Below are 15,439 nucleotides of genomic sequence, written 5' to 3'. Positions count from 1 at the left end.
CGGCCCGGCCCGGCCCGAGAGTTTTCAGCACGCCCCTGGCGTGCGAGCGTGAAGGAGTTCACATGTCAGATTTACCGATTACCCCCGTTTCACCTTCCGGCAGCGGTCCGACGAGCAGCGGAGCTGCGGGCCACGGCTCTCCCTCCGCGGCACCTCGGGTGCTCGGCGCGGGTGAGGCGAGCGATGCCGTGACCAACTCGTTCTGGTCGCAGGTGGGTGGCACCGAGACGTTCGAGAAACTCACGCGCCGCTTCTACGCAGGGGTGCGTGAGGACCCCGTCATGGCGCCGATGTATCCCGAGGACGACTGGGAGGGCGCGATCTGGCGCTTGCAGACGTTCCTCGAACAGTACTGGGGCGGTCCCACCACGTACTCGGAGAATCGCGGGCACCCGCGGCTGCGCATGCGTCACCAGCCCTACCCGATCACGCCCGCGGCACGCGACCGTTGGCTGCACCACATGAATGCGGCGCTCGACGAGGTCGCGCTGCCTCCGATCTATGACGCCCAGTTTCGGGACTACATCGACCGGGCGGCACACTCGCTCGTCAACAAGCTCGAGTAACCGGCGGCGGCGGCTTCTGTGGATCAGCGCTTAGGCGTCGGTGGCGGGTGAGTCAGCCTGGCCCGCTTCGGCCGCCGCCGCGCGACGCTTGCGGACGATGCCGAACACGATCACGCCCGCACCCAACACGATGATGCCGATGCCCAGCGCGATGAGCCCCCACTGGGGACCACCGCCGGTCTGGGCGAGAAGTTCTGATGCAACGATGTGGGTCATATCTACGAGGCTAGGGGTTACACGGAAGGCAGCGCAACGACGCGCAACGCAGACCAACCCCCGGGAGCCGATGCCGCGTGACCCCGCGATGAGCTACGGCGCGTCGCCAACCGTGCGTTGACGCACACGGACGCGGGCATGACCTCGGATTTTCGTCGGTTGTTAGGGTCGATGGTGTAGGCGCTGTGTTAGGCATGCCGGGCAGCGTTCCGAATCCAACGGAGGATCGTCTTTTGCCTTTCGAAGTAGAACTGCCGCAGCTCAACCCAGAAAGTACACCCCCAAAGGCGCCCCGCCCGCGCTGGCCGGTGCTCATTGGATCGGCCGTCGTCATTCTCGCGATCGCACTCTGGGCCATCCTTGCGCAGGATGACGCCGACGCGGTTATCAATACCCTTGTCGGGTGGACCGCCGAGAACTTCGGCTGGTACTACGTGCTCACCGCCGGGCTCATCGTGTTCTTTGTGCTCGGTGTCGCGTTCTCGCCCGCCGGACGCACGAAGCTTGGCCCCGACCACGCCAAACCACAGTTCAGCATGTTCACGTGGGCGTCGATGCTGTTTGCCGCGGGCATCGGCATCGACCTGATGTTCTTCTCGGTCTCCGAGCCGGTTGCCCAGTACGTTGGGCCACCCACGGGTGACGGCGGCACCATCGCGGCCGCCCGACAAGCCATCGTGTGGACCTTCTTCCACTACGGCCCCGTCGGCTGGGCCATGTATGCGCTCATGGGCGGCGCGTTCGCCTACTTCGCGTACCGCCGCAACCTCCCGCTCAACATTCGATCGCTGCTGACCCCGCTATTCGGCAAGCGCGTTGAGGGCTGGGGCGGGCACTCGATCGACATCCTCGCGGTGCTCGGCACCGTGTTTGGCATCGCCACCACGCTCGGTATCGGAGTGGTGCAGTTGAGCTACGGCATGCACGTGCTGTTCGGCACCCCCGACGGCGTCGCCACCCAGATCGCCCTCATCGTCCTGGCCGTCGCGATGGCCACCCTCTCGACCGTTTCGGGTGTTGAGAAGGGGATCCGGCGCCTGTCAGAAGCGAACGTGATTCTCGCGATCGCCTTGCTGCTCTGGATCACCATTACCGGCGACACCCGCCGCATCCTCGAGGGTCTCGTGATGAACGTCGGTGACTTCATGGCCGGGTTCTCGGGCATGCTGCTCGACACCTTCGCGTGGGAACAGCCCGACGCGTGGATGCAGGGCTGGACCCTCTTCTTCTGGGCATGGTGGATCGCCTGGGCGCCGTTCGTCGGGCTGTTCCTGGCCCGGATCTCGCGCGGGCGCAGCCTGCGCCAGTTCATCTTCGGCGTACTGCTCATTCCATTCGGGTTTATCGCGGTCTTCATCTCGGTGTTTGGCAACTCCGCCCTTGAAATTGTGCTCGGTGGCAACTCCTCGTTCGCCGACACCGCAATGAATCTCCCCGAGCGCGCCTTCTTCGATCTGCTGCAGCAGTACCCGGCCGCCCCGATCGTGATCGCGGTGGCCCTCGTCACCGGCCTGCTCTTCTACGTCACCTCCGCGGACTCGGGGGCGCTCGTGCTCTCGAACCTGACCTCGAAGGTCGAAGACCCAAAGCAAGACGGCAGCAAGCCGCTGCGCATCTTCTGGTCGATCGCGACGGGCTTGCTCACCCTCGGCATGCTGCTCGTGGGCGGCGTACAAACGCTGCAGCAGGCCACGCTCATCATCGGCCTCCCCGTGTCGGTGCTGCTCTACCTCGTCATGATCTCCTTCTATCGCGCGCTCCGCACGGAAGCGCAGCACCTTGAGGGGTACGAGGCGACCCTGCCGACGCGGTACGCGCCGACCGAGACCAGCTGGCGCCGACGGCTGCGACGCTCGACCACGTTCCCGCACCGGGCTCAGGTGATGCGCTTCATCGACACCGTGGCCGAGCCGGCGCTCATCGACGTGACCGACGAACTGCGCAAGTCGGGCGTCGAGGTTGACTGCGAACGCACCGAGGTCGAGGGGCTCAGCGTGCAGGCGCTGCTCGTCACGGCCTACTTCCCTGACCAGCAAGACTTTACCTACCAGATTTACCCTGTCGCCCACGAGCTGCCCACCTTCGCCTACCGCAGCGTCGGCAGCCCCGAGTACTACTTCAGGCTCGAGGTATTCACGGTGACCGGCTCGCACGGCTATGACATCTATGGCTTCGACAGCGACCAGATCATCGCCGACGTGCTCGGGCACTACGAGTCGCACCTCGAGTACCTGCGCATCTCGGCCGGCGGCAGCGACGCGTCCATCGGCGAGAGCGAACACGTTGTGACCGACTGGAGCGATGATTTTGAACACCCCGAAACCACGAATTAGCCTCCAGATTTTCATTACCCTTCCACCGAAGAGCAGGAGAACAGCATGACTGCCACACTTTTCATTGATGGGGCCTGGTGCTCCGCGTTCGACGGCGGCACCCGCCAGATCCATTGCCCCGCCGACGGCGCCTTCGTGGCCGAGGTCGACGAGGCCGGGCCCGAGGACACTATCGCCGCGATCCGGGCCGCGCGCACTTCGTTTGACGCCGGCGTGTGGGCCAGCACCCCCGCTTCAGAGCGCGGCGACTTTCTGCTGCGGGTGGCAGCCGGGCTGCGCGACCGCAAGGAGGAGTTCGCTCGGGCCGAGGCCCTCGACACCGGCAAGCGGATCGTCGAGGCCCGCTTCGACATGGACGACATCGCCGCCTGCTTCGACTACTTCGGCAAGCTTGCGGCGCAGCACACGGGCCGCATCGTCGACGCGGGCGACCCCAACGTGAACAGCCGCATCGAGGTCGAGCCCATCGGCGTGTGCGCGCTCATTACCCCCTGGAACTACCCCCTGCTGCAGGCCGCCTGGAAGATCGCCCCCGCGCTCGCGGCGGGCTGCTCGTTCGTGCTGAAGCCGGCCGAGCTCACCCCGCACACGGCGATCCTGATGATCAAGCTGCTCGATGACCTTGGGCTGCCCGCGGGCGTTGCGAACCTCGTGTTGGGCGCCGGATCAACGGCGGGCGCTCCCCTCTCCACGCACCCCGATGTCGACCTCGTGTCGTTCACGGGCGGGCTCGAGACCGGCAAGCTCCTCGCCGCGAATGCCGCGGGCAGTGTCAAGAAGATCGCGCTCGAGCTGGGCGGTAAGAACCCCAACATCATCTTCGCCGACGCCGACTTTGACGCGGCACTCGACAACGCGTTGAACGCCGTCTTCGTGCACTCGGGGCAGGTGTGCTCGGCGGGCACCCGGCTCATCGTCGAGGAGCGCATTGCCGAGCGGTTCGTTGACGAGCTCGTGCGTCGCGCCGAGGGCATCCGGTTGGGCGGGCCGTTCGACGACACCGCTGAGACCGGCACCCTCATCTCGGCCGCTCACCGCGACAAGGTGCACGCCTACGTCGAGGCGGGTATCGCCGAGGGCGCGCGACTGCGCACGGGCGGCAAATTTGGCGAGGGCGTCCTGGAGCAGGGCTTCTACTACCTCCCCACCATTCTCGACCGGGTGGTGCGCGGCATGAGTGTCGTGCGCGACGAGGCATTCGGCCCCGTCCTCACGGTCGAAACGTTCACCACCGAGGACGAGGCCATCGCGATCGCTAACGACACGATCTATGGGCTGGCCGGCGCGGTGTGGTCGGGCGAGGCCGGCCGCGGCGAACGCGTCGCGAAGCAGCTGCGTCACGGCACCATCTGGATCAACGACTTTCACCCCTACCTGCCGCAGGCGGAGTGGGGCGGATTCAAGCAGTCGGGCTTCGGCCGTGAGCTCGGCCCCACCGGGCTCGCCGAGTACCAAGAAATGAAGCACATCTACCACAACCTCGCACCGGCCGTCACCGGCTGGTTCCCGGAGCATTAGAAAGGTGAGTCAGTTGAACACTACGCATTCCTTTGACTATGTTGTCGTGGGTGGTGGCTCGGCCGGGGCGGCCGTCGCGGCTCGCCTGAGCGAGGATCCGAGCGTCACCGTTGGGCTGCTCGAGGCGGGCCCCCACGACGCCGACGAACAGGTCGTGCTGCAGCTGGATCGCTGGATGGAGCTGCTCGAGTCAGGATTCGACTGGGACTACCCCATCGAACCGCAGACCACCGGCAACTCGTTCATGCGCCACTCGCGCGCCAAGGTGCTCGGCGGCTGCTCGTCGCACAACTCGTGCATCGCGTTCTGGACGCCGCGCGAGGACCTCGACGCGTGGGCCGAGCAGTACGGGGCCGAGGGGTGGGGTGCCGCGGACACGCTCCCACTCATCACAAAGCTCGAAACGAACGAGGACGACGGCCCGCTGCACGGCAAGAACGGCCCGGTCAACCTGATGAACGTGCCGCCCGTCGACGAGTGCGGCGTCGCACTGCTCGACGCGTGCGAGCAGGCCGGCATTCCTCGGGCCCAGTTCAACACCGGCGAAACCGTGATCAACGGCGCTAACTTCTTCCAGGTGAACCGGCTGCCCGACGGCACTCGGGGATCCTCATCGGTGTCGTACCTCCACCCGATCCGGAATCGCGAGAATCTCACGGTCTTGACCGGGATGCACGTGCGGGAGCTCGAGTTCGATGACGCGAACCGGTGCACGGGCGTGCAGGTCGTCGACAATGCATTTGGGCGTGCCACCCGTATTGCGGCCGCGCGCGAGGTGATTGTGTCGGCGGGCGCGATTAACACGCCACAGCTGCTGATGCTCTCGGGGATCGGGCCGCGCGAGCACCTCGAGGAGATCGGTATTGCGGTGCGCGTCGATAGCCCCGGTGTCGGGTCGAATCTGCAGGATCACCCCGAGGGCGTCGTGCAGTGGGAGGCGAAGCGCAAGATGGTGCGCGAGTCGACGCAGTGGTGGGAGATAGGCGTGTTCGCCCCCACGGAGGAGGGTCTCGACCGGCCTGACCTGATGATGCACTACGGCTCGGTGCCGTTCGACATGCACACGTATCGCGCCGGCTACCCCACCGCCGACGAGATGATTTGCCTCACCCCGAATGTCACACGCGCCAGGTCGCGCGGCACGGTGCGGCTGCGGTCGATCGACTATCGCGACAAGCCGCGCGTGGATCCGAAGTACTTCTCGGACCCCGAGGGACACGACCTGCGCGTCATGCTCGCGGGTATTCGCAAGGCGCGCGAGATCATGGCGCAGCCCGCGATGGCCGAGTGGGCGGGGCGCGAGCTGGCGCCCGGCGCCGCGGCGACGACCGACGATGAGCTCACCGAGTACATCTACAAGACGCACAACACGGTGTACCACCCGGTGGGCACCGTGCGCATGGGCCCGGTCGACGACGAGATGTCACCGCTGGACCCTCAGCTGCGCGTCAAGGGCGTGTCTGGCCTGCGCGTCGTCGACGCCTCGGCCATGCCCGAGATCGTGACCGTCAACCCCAACATCACCGTCATGATGATGGGCGAGAAGTGCGCTGAGCTGATTCGGTCGGGGCGGTAACTTCCGATCTCGCGTGCTCACTCCCGCGAGTTGCGTGCCCGGGGAGCCGAATTCGTTTGGCTCCCCGGGCTGCGCTACGCTGGATGGGCCGCCTCCGTAGCTCAGGGGATAGAGCAGGAGCCTTCTAATCTCTTGGTCGCAGGTTCGAATCCTGCCGGGGGCACCATTTGTTCGATGTTCAACACTGCGACTCGTTGGCGAGGGTCACCGTTCGTCCGTCGACCTCCGCGCCGTATCGGCTTCGATCCGTCTCGGCCGCTACCGAGGCGACTTCTGTTTAGGGCTTTGCACTCCCCTACCCACGCATGCGAGCCCAGCATGGCGGCGGGCGTCGATGGGACTTTCATCCTTGTAAAATTGAACATATGACTGAAACTGCAACATGGGTCTTTGAATCCCTTTGGATTGCCGGAATCTTGGCGTTCGCCATTTCTGGCGCCCTGGTTGGCGTTCGACACAATCTTGATCTTCTAGGGATACTCGTCGTCGGTACCGCTACCGGTATCGGCGGCGGCATTATTCGAGACATGATCATTGGGGTACACCCACCGATTTCACTCGTGGTGTGGCCGTACTGGACTACGGCACTGCTCGGGTCACTCGTCGTGTTCTTCTTTCACCCAGGACTCTCGAAAATTCGTCGTTTCGAGATCGTGTTCGACGCCTTCGGGCTCGGCATCTTTTCGGCCTACGGTGCAGCCGTTGCGACAGCTTCGGGGGCAGACCTGACGACGGCGATCTTCGTCGGAACGATTGTCTCGATCGGTGGGGGCGTCATCCGCGACGTTCTCGTCAATGACGTTCCCGGAGTGCTGACGCGCGAACTGTATGCCGTTTCGGCAATACTCGGCGCAAGCGTTGCCACGGTCATTACTCACTTCACCGGAAACCTCATGGTGGCAACGATTGTCGGTGGCGTGCTGGCGATCTCACTGCGACTCACGTCATATGCCAAGGGGTGGCACCTGCCTAAGCCAAGACCGGTCCGGGAGTCGCCCAGCAACAAGGAGTGACCAATCAAAGCTTCACGGGCACTCAAACCAACCCTGCAATGGGCTGCTCGTTCCGGACCCTGATGTTGTCGCGGATGAGGCGCCAGAGATGTATCCCCGCCACCGGCGCCGCCTCCGCCGGAGCACCCGGTAACAAGCGGGGCAAATGTGAGCACGCCTCCGACAACGCATGAGTCGCGAGTAATTATGTTCATGAGATCTCCGTAGCTGAGGGCTTGGTCTACACGTAGTGGGCTGACGAAGGGGGAATCCGCTTCGACCCCTGGCGCACCACCGCCTGAATATGATTGGCTAACACCACGAGTAGGCAGTTCACAGCTTCTCGCCATCGAGTGCCGTCAAAGGAGCGCATCATGTCTTTCTGGTCAACGATCTGGGACACCATTTGGTGGTTCATCACCTTCTTCGTGTTCATCGCATATCTCATGGCGCTCTTCTCGATCATCTCCGACCTCTTCCGGGATCGGAAGCTCAATGGCTGGGTGAAGGCGATTTGGTTCGTCTTCCTCATCTTCATCCCGTTCTTGACTGCGCTGGTCTATTTGATCGCGCGCGGATCCGGGATGGCAGAGCGAACTGTTGCCTCGCAGCAGGCGGCGGAGCACGCCGCGAGTTCCTACATCAAGTCGGTTGCCGGATCGTCTCCCGCGTCCGAGATCGCGCAGGCGAAGCAGCTGCTTGATTCAGGGGCAATCACTCAGGCCGAGTACGAGCATCTGAAGTCCAAAGCACTAGGTTCCGTGCCGACGGGGCTGCCCACGGCCCAGTAACGCCAGGGGGACCACACCCTGGTATCTTCGTCAGCGTGACCGATATCCCAGAACCTCACCTCGGCGGCGACCTCGCAACACCGTCAACGCCTGCGGCACCCACGGGATCACAAGACACCCTGTGGGTGCTCATGCGGCGTACCTTTCTGGAACCTGTCACGCTGGCCCTTATCGTGCTCACCGTGCCTCTGTCGGTCTGGGGCGTGCTGCGCACCGCCGCTGATGCGAACGACCATGGCCTGCTAACCGCGTTCCTGCTGACCGCGACGGCGACATTGCCATCTGCTTGGTCAGTGATCCGGGTTATCTGGAGCGAGAGCGCGACGGTCGCGATCATGATCGCACTGTTGCGCACGGTGCTGGTGCCGATCGTTGTCGCGTGGCCACCCGCGATCGCGGCGGCGGTCACCGTGCACGCGCCCGCGATTCGGGCCCGGATCGCGGCGTCCCAGGGCGACGATGGCTGGCGCTATTTCTTGGGTGAGCGCGACGGATCGCTGCTCGGCCAAACCCTGGGTCTCGGCGGACTCGTGGGCATGATTTTTGCGATGCTCACCGCGCTCGCGCTGAGCGTGTTCGTGGTGCTCCCCACGCTCGCCTGGCTGAAGCCGGTCGGAGCGGCGAAGAGCAATATGCTTCTCACCGACACCCCCGAGAATCGGGCCGCGTCGACCGTGGGCATTCGACTGCTGTCGATCGTATTGATGCTGACGTTTGCTGTGCCCACGCTCATTATCTTTGGGGCGGAGGAGGCGACGGCCAATTCGTTGTGGCAGGCGTTCGAACACCTCCCACGGTTCGTGATCGAGCCGCAGTATTACTACGGAGACGTCCTCTGGGTGCTCGGCGTGCTACTCATTCCCCTTGGCGTCTTGATCATTTGGTGGCTCTTGCGGGTGCAGCGCCCAGACGTCGCCGCCCGAGCGCAGCTTGGCGTCAATAGCGCCGCAGACCAGCGACGCTTTGAGGAGGAGGAGCAGCGTGCGGCAGACGGCGGCGCTGACACCAGCACCGACGATGACGGAGCTTCCGCCCCCGGTGCCTGACACAATGGGGGCGTGCGAGCACTGATCGAGAACCTGGAGCGGTTTCAGGTTCCGCTGTATCTCGCCGCGATTCTGGGCGCTGCGGTGGCGGCGCTTGCGGCCCCCCCGCTCGCGGCGCCAGCCGAGCTCACCGTGCAACCCGCGCTCGCGCTGCTGCTGTACGCGACCTTTCTCGGAGTGCCGTTTGGCAGGCTTCGCGCGGCCACCCGCGATGGCCGCTTTCTGGCCGCCATACTCGCGGTGAACTTCGCCGTCGTGCCCCTCGTGGTGTTCGCGCTGTCTCGGGTCGTCGCCCATGACCAGGCGCTCCTCGTCGGGGTGCTGTTCGTGCTTCTCGCCCCCTGCATCGACTACGTCATCGTCTTCAACGGGCTCGCGGGCGGCGCACACGATCGGCTGCTCGCGGCGACACCACTACTCATGCTCGCGCAGATGATCCTGCTACCGTTTTACCTCTGGTGGTTCACCGGCGCCAGCCTCAGCATCGAACCGGCCCCGTTTCTCCGGGCATTCGCATTCCTCGTGGCGGCCCCGCTCGCGGCGGCAGCGCTCACCCAGATTGCGGCGCGACGCTTCGCCGCCGCCCGCGCGATGCAGCGCTTCGCCCTGGACTCGATGGTGCCCCTCATGATGCTCACTCTCGCGGCCGTCGTCGCCTCCCAGATCAGCGGCGTGCGTGCGCAGCTGGGCTTGCTCATCATCACCGTGCCCGTGTTCGCGCTGTTCGCGGCCGTCATGGTCCCGGTCGGCATGCTGGTCGGGCGCTTCGCCCGACTCGACACCCCGGGCACGCGAGCGCTGGTGTTCAGTGGCGCCACGCGCAATTCACTCGTCATCCTGCCGCTCGCGCTCGCCCTGCCGTCCGCGTTTCAGCTCGTGCCCCTCGTGGTCGTCACGCAGACGCTCGTCGAGCTCCTCGTCATGGTGATCTTTGTGCGCCTGATCCCCCGGCTGGTGACGACTCGATCCGGCACTGCTCTCGACTCCTAATCTCCGGATCGAGGCCGAGCGCGAGAATTACCGTGCGCGCTGGGTCAGCGCGAGCAGGTCGGGCAGGTCGGGCAGGCGGGCGGCGAGACCACGACGCGGCAGTCGATTCAGCCGATCCACAATCTGCGGGAGCTCGTCCTGGCGCCCGGCCTGCAGCCACCGCACCGCATTGAGCAGTGCAATCGGATGCGTGTCAAGGGCGCTGTGGCCATTCTCAATCTCGACCAGCACCGCGTTGGGGGCGGATTCGAGCACACGCTCCGCAATCACCCGCGGAGTGCGAAGATCGCGCGTTCCAGTGAGCAGCACGAGGGGCCAGTCGAACGTGGCCGCAGCCGCCCTGAGGTCGAACGGCTCCCTCGCGAACGGTGAAAACCGGCCAGCGAGCGGAGCATATGTGAGCGCCGGGTCGAGCGGCAGTCCATCGGGTGTCCCGCTGTATCCCAGCTCTCGAAATGCCAACTCCCCGACCAGATCAAATTCGTAGATTCCAGACATGCGCGCCATTGACGCATCGCGCGACGCGTACTCCTCAAGTATGCGCCAGGCAACGCTCTTGCGTCCGCGCTCACGACTTCGCAGCATTGGCAGCAGCAGCTGGTCTGCCCCCAGCTCGTAACCGGCACGAACCACATCGAGGAGAATGCGTTGGTCTGCACCGGCTTTCACGAGCCGCTGCACCAGATTCGCAACCTCGCTACCTGAGTCCCAGAACCGCGCGCGCAGCACGGCACGCTCAAGTTCAAGTTCGTCGGCAGTCTGGAGTGCCGAGTCGAGCAGCATGCCAGCAACGCAATGGGGGTGCGCGGCACCGAAGCTGGACGCCAGATAGCTTCCGTACGACGACCCGACAATGTGGGCGCGCGGCACTCCCTCGCGATCGAGCACCGCCGCAATGTCATCGACCACTTCGGCGATGCGCATGGCCGCGAGCGGCAGATCTCGCCCCTCAGTATCGACACGAGAAAGCCCCACTCCACGGTGTTCGACCATGATGAGGTCGATGTCACCGCGGGCCGCGTACTTTCGCAGCGTTCGATAAGGCAGGATCGAGCCGAGCCCCGGCCCCCCGGGGATGATCACCACGGGGATCCGCGTGGCCTGGTCGGCGGCTTCACTCGTCCGTACATACGCCAGGTCAAATGCGGGCGTCGACGCCGTGGCCGGCCGCCGCAACGAACGCACCCCCCGAGTGTGCCCCGCAGACGCCAACAGCAGGCGGTTCGAAAGGCGTGACATCAGACTTAAGGATTCCCGCATGGGCCTAATTCTCGTAGCTGGCCCGGTCTTTCGCCCAGCGTTTCATCACAAATTTCACCAGATACGCAGCAAGAACCGAAAAGACTGCGCCGATGATAGTGAAGCCAAACCGCTCGCCGTTTAGTAACAGCGTGCTGATCCCCTTCGAGTTCATCAGCACCACCGCGACAGTGAGGAAGAGCGCATACTGCCAATAGGGCCGTTTGAGTACCAGGAAGTAGAGGCACAACCAAAGCGCAACGGGCGCCATCAGCTGCAAGGCCGCGTCGGGTACCCCGGCGATCGCGAGAAGAAACACCACGCCAAAGCCCGCAAATGAGCCCATCACTCGCCCCCACATCCGCTTCCACGTCAGCAGCTGGACAGGGTCGGCAAGCACGTACAGCGTGAGCGTCACCCATACCCAGTGCGACTTCAGTTCAGTGCTCGTTCCGAGCGTCATCACGACCGCAGAAATGACCCCCATCAGTGTTCCATACAGCAACGGTACTCGCCGATCCGGCACGACCATGGGCTTCAAATGGCGCGTGCCCAGCGCGAGATGGAGCACTAGCAGGGCCCAACCGCCCGCGAGGTTCACAATGACAACGATACCCACGGCGTACTGGACGTCAATGGTCGGTGGATAGTTGAAGAGAGCTGGCGGCGCCATCATGAAGTAGGGCGTCAAGATGGGCAGCTGCAACACCGCCTTGCCCACCCCGCGGCTGGCTGCGTAGCCATACAACGCTCCGAGCCCCAAGAGTATGAGCGCGAGCAACACCGTGTGCTCACGCAGCAAGATCGAAGCCAACCCCAAGATTGACAGCGAGACGACGACGCCCGCCCCCACCTTGGGTCCCCCGCTCATCCATCCGAAGGTGGCCGCGAGCACCCCAAAAAATGCCACCCCAAAAAAGCCGGGTATGAAGTGGTCCGCGAGATAGACGGGCGCCGCAATAATGAGCAGCCCCGCGAGCAGCTTCAGCCCCAGCATGACGTGTTTACGCCTGCCCTCGGGGACACCCCCTACCTGCGCCTCGGGCGCAGGTAGGGACGCGGATTTGATGCCTCCAGGGTCTTCCATTTCCTCCCCCATTCATGCTGGAGCGCCCACTGCCCCGTGCGGCGACACAGCCCTATGGCGCAGCTCGGCGACGTAGGCGTTCCAACATCCTGTCGAAATTTAGCCGCGCTGTTCGTGCACTGCTTCGAGTGCCACCGCGTCTTCGGCAGACATTTCGTCGATGGGTTCACCGTTCCACACGATGTCGTCGCCCAGCGCAGCGAGAAGCTCCTTGTGCTGGCCTTGACTCAGCTTGGCCCCGTGAATGAGGGTGGCCGGGCTCCAAAGCATGGCCAAGGAGTCGTGCCAGCCAGCCCCGACATCCTGCACATGCACGAGGTCGTGGAGGGTCTTGTTGAGATGCTTCAGCGGCTCCGTGAATGCGTCGGCGAGTACGGCGATTGAGACCTGCCGCTCCACCCCGGGCTCGACAACGAAGGTTTCACTGGATTCACCGGTGAGGGCTCGTTCGAATTCCTCTGCTCCCAGCAAGATCACGCCATTCGTGGGACGCGGGTTGCACTCAATTGCGTACAGGTCGCCGTCGTTGTCGACGAAGTCGAACGAAAGCTGCCCGGTGAAGTGGGGGTCGAGCGTCTCAATGATGCGCTGGGTGTAGGCAAGGGTGTCGGTGCTATCGACCGCCAGAAAAGTGATACCCGTACTGTGCGCCCACTGCTCGGGAGCACGATAGGTGCAGTGCGCCGTGACGCGACCGTCGACGATGGTGCTGTAGGTGCACACCATGGGACCTTCAACGAAGGGCTGCACGAGCCAGGGCTGTTCGGGCGTCGGGTGGCAGTCCGATACCTCCATCTTTCCGGCGAGCGGGCCGGTATTGGTGAGCAACCCGACACCCCCGCGGGAAAACGCGGCCCGAGCAAAAAACTTGGGGAACCGGTCGATCGCAGCGTGCAGTTCCCCCTCGTTCGTGACCACAACGGTTTCGGGGACGGGCACGCCGGCCTCGATGACGAGTCGTTTAAAACTCGCCTTGTCGTGCAGATGGGCAAGCTTCACAAAGTTTCCGGCAAACAATTTCACGCTCGGGGGCAGATCTGAAACTCGTGCCGAGAGGTAGAAGACTTCTTCAAACGTAGGGATGATGAGTTCGATCCCGTGAGTTTCGACGATCTGCGCAATATCAGCGATGAACTGGTCTGTTTCAAACCGCGGCGATGCGGTGATCGAGTGACCGGCAAGATACTTTGAGTGGCTACCCACGGAACCGTGGTAGGTGTCACTCGCGTACACTTCATGGCCCAGGCTGCCAAGCTTACGGATGATGTCCAAAGCAAATGTGTTTCGAGAGCTAGTTACAAGAATTCGCACAGTTTTGCCCTCAAATGTTAAGTATTTCATCGAGCCTATCGAGGTCTCAGGCATAAGCACAGCACGAATTTTGCATACGAAACGGGGCCCCGGCGATGCCGAGACCCCGTCTTGTGCGTGACGTACTTAGAACTGGTTCATCGTGTTGTCTTTGCCGCCCGCCTTGAGCGCAGCGTCGCCAGCGAAGTACTCCTTGTGGTTGTCGCCCAGGTCACTGCCGGCCATGTTCTGGTGCTTTACGGTCGCGATCCCCTGACGGATCTCTTCGCGCTGCACGTCGCGAACGTAGGTCAGCATGCCCTCGTCGCCGAAGTAGCCCTTGGCCAGGTTGTCGGTCGACAGCGCGGCCGTGTGGTACGTCGGCAGGGTGATCAGGTGGTGGAAGATGCCGGCGCGCGCGGAACCGTCGCGCTGGAACGTGCGGATCATCTCGTCGGCGAGATCTGCGAGCTCGGTGCCGTCGTAGTCCACGCTCATGAGCTTGTCGCGGTCGTAGGCCGACACGTCCTGGCCCTGTTCGACCAGCTGGTCGAACGCCTGCTGGCGGAAGTTGAGGGTCCAGTTAAACGAAGGACTGTTGTTGTAGACAAGCTTTGCGTTCGGCACAACCTCGCGAATCCGATCGACCATGCTCGCGATCTGCTCGACGTGGGGCTTCTCGGTCTCGATCCACAGGAGATCGGCACCGTTCTGCAGCGACGTGATGCAGTCGAGCACGCAGCGGTCTTCTCCCGTGCCCTTGCGGAACTGGAAGAGGTTGCTGGCGAGGCGCTTCGGGCGCAGCAGCTTGCCCTCGCGCTTGATGATGACGTCGCCGTTGCCAAGCTCGGCCTCTGAGATCTCCTCAACGTCGAGGAACGAGTTGTACTGGTCGCCCAGGTCGCCAGGAGTGTTGGTGACGGCAATCTTCTGCGTGAGGCCAGCGCCGAGCGAGTCGGTGCGTGCCACGATCACGCCATTGTCGATGCCGAGTTCGAGGAACGCGTAGCGCACCGCGGCGATCTTTGCGAGGAAATCCTCGTGGGGCACGGTGACCTTGCCGTCCTGATGCCCGCACTGCTTCTCGTCAGAGACCTGGTTCTCGATCTGGATCGCGCACGCGCCAGCCTCGATCATCTTCTTGGCGAGCAGGTAGGTCGCCTCGGGGTTACCAAAGCCGGCATCGATGTCGGCAATGATCGGCACAACGTGCGTCTCGTAGTTGTCGATCTGCGACTGGATGAACTCGACTGCGGTGTCGTCGCCAGCCTGGCGGGCCTCGTCGATCTCAGAGAAGAGCAGGTCGAGCTCGCGGGCATCGGCCTGGCGGAGGAAGGTGTACAGCTCTTCGATCAGCGCCGGTACCGAGGTCTTCTCGTGCATCGACTGGTCGGGCAGCGGGCCAAACTCCGAGCGCAGTGCGGCAACCATCCACCCCGAGAGGTACAGGTAGCGCTTGTTCGTGGTCTTGAGGTGCTTCTTGATCGAGATCATCTTCTGCTGACCGATAAAGCCGTGCCAGACCCCGAGCGACTGCGTGTAGACCGAGGAGTCACCGTCGTACTCGGCCATATCGCGACGCATGATGTCGGCGGTGTACTGAGCGATCTCGAGCCCCGTCTTGAACCGGTTCTGTGCCCGCATGCGAGCGACGTACTCGGGGTTGATCGAATCCCAGTTGGATCCGTTCTCTACGGTGAGTGCCTGGACGGCTTCGATGTCGTCTTGGAACGCAGTCATGATGATCCTTAGTGAGTGAGGGCTACTCGGTCACAATCGCTGTGACCCAGGTGGA

At 63.7% G+C, this 15,439-nt stretch carries 13 protein-coding genes and 1 tRNA gene; 9 read left to right on the top strand and 5 right to left on the bottom strand.

Annotated elements, in window-relative coordinates:
* Positions 1-62 precede the first annotated feature (62 nt).
* A complete protein-coding gene (locus tag C795_RS0111190) occupies positions 63-566 on the top strand; it encodes a globin (RefSeq protein ID WP_017793851.1) in 504 nt (167 codons plus the stop codon).
* 30 nt (positions 567-596) lie between these two features.
* On the opposite strand, the gene C795_RS0111185 is transcribed toward C795_RS0111190, so the two are convergent.
* A complete protein-coding gene (locus tag C795_RS0111185; protein ID WP_017793850.1) occupies positions 597-782 on the bottom strand; it encodes a hypothetical protein in 186 nt (61 codons plus the stop codon).
* A 233-nt stretch (positions 783-1,015) separates the two neighbouring features.
* Between C795_RS0111185 and betT the strand changes: the two genes are divergently transcribed.
* The 8 genes from betT to C795_RS0111145 all read left to right on the top strand — a co-directional run bounded on the left by betT (position 1,016) and on the right by C795_RS0111145 (position 10,028).
* On the top strand, positions 1,016-3,115 hold the full coding sequence (gene betT / locus C795_RS0111180) for a choline BCCT transporter BetT (protein WP_232225477.1): 2,100 nt from the start codon (positions 1,016-1,018) through the stop codon (positions 3,113-3,115).
* Positions 3,116-3,160: 45 nt separating this feature from the next.
* The gene (locus tag C795_RS0111175; RefSeq protein ID WP_017793848.1) at positions 3,161-4,633 is read left to right on the top strand and encodes an aldehyde dehydrogenase family protein; all 1,473 of its coding nucleotides are present in this window, start codon (positions 3,161-3,163) and stop codon (positions 4,631-4,633) included.
* 13 nt (positions 4,634-4,646) lie between these two features.
* On the top strand, positions 4,647-6,209 hold the full coding sequence (locus tag C795_RS0111170) for a GMC family oxidoreductase (RefSeq protein WP_017793847.1): 1,563 nt from the start codon (positions 4,647-4,649) through the stop codon (positions 6,207-6,209).
* A gap of 90 nt (positions 6,210-6,299) precedes the next feature.
* Positions 6,300-6,375: transfer RNA gene (locus C795_RS0111165), tRNA-Arg, on the top strand.
* Positions 6,376-6,574: 199 nt separating this feature from the next.
* Positions 6,575-7,222 (top strand): trimeric intracellular cation channel family protein, encoded by a 648-nt coding sequence (locus C795_RS0111160; protein WP_017793846.1) that lies wholly within the window; start codon positions 6,575-6,577, stop codon positions 7,220-7,222.
* Between the two features lie 353 nt (positions 7,223-7,575).
* A complete protein-coding gene (locus C795_RS0111155; RefSeq protein ID WP_017793845.1) occupies positions 7,576-7,992 on the top strand; it encodes an SHOCT domain-containing protein in 417 nt (138 codons plus the stop codon).
* A gap of 35 nt (positions 7,993-8,027) precedes the next feature.
* Positions 8,028-9,038 (top strand): hypothetical protein, encoded by a 1,011-nt coding sequence (locus C795_RS0111150; RefSeq protein WP_017793844.1) that lies wholly within the window; start codon positions 8,028-8,030, stop codon positions 9,036-9,038.
* Between the two features lie 12 nt (positions 9,039-9,050).
* Positions 9,051-10,028 (top strand): arsenic resistance protein, encoded by a 978-nt coding sequence (locus tag C795_RS0111145; RefSeq protein ID WP_017793843.1) that lies wholly within the window; start codon positions 9,051-9,053, stop codon positions 10,026-10,028.
* A gap of 27 nt (positions 10,029-10,055) precedes the next feature.
* Here the strand turns inward: C795_RS0111145 and C795_RS15885 are convergent, their stop codons facing one another.
* From C795_RS15885 to C795_RS0111125, 4 genes are all read right to left on the bottom strand, one after another.
* Positions 10,056-11,213 (bottom strand): alpha/beta fold hydrolase, encoded by a 1,158-nt coding sequence (locus C795_RS15885; protein ID WP_232225476.1) that lies wholly within the window; start codon positions 11,211-11,213, stop codon positions 10,056-10,058.
* A 79-nt stretch (positions 11,214-11,292) separates the two neighbouring features.
* Complete coding sequence (locus C795_RS0111135) at positions 11,293-12,354, bottom strand: FUSC family protein (RefSeq protein ID WP_017793841.1); 1,062 nt, start codon at positions 12,352-12,354, stop codon at positions 11,293-11,295.
* A gap of 99 nt (positions 12,355-12,453) precedes the next feature.
* Complete coding sequence (locus C795_RS0111130; RefSeq protein WP_017793840.1) at positions 12,454-13,626, bottom strand: ATP-grasp domain-containing protein; 1,173 nt, start codon at positions 13,624-13,626, stop codon at positions 12,454-12,456.
* Positions 13,627-13,791: 165 nt separating this feature from the next.
* A complete protein-coding gene (locus tag C795_RS0111125; protein WP_017793839.1) occupies positions 13,792-15,384 on the bottom strand; it encodes an isocitrate lyase in 1,593 nt (530 codons plus the stop codon).
* Positions 15,385-15,439: the final 55 nt, after the last annotated feature.

This window comes from Leucobacter salsicius M1-8 (genome assembly GCF_000350525.1).
In the GTDB taxonomy this organism is placed as follows: Bacteria; Actinomycetota; Actinomycetes; order Actinomycetales; family Microbacteriaceae; genus Leucobacter; species Leucobacter salsicius.
The sequence above is the reverse complement of the archived record's forward strand: the minus strand, read 5'-3'. Positions and strand labels throughout refer to the sequence as shown.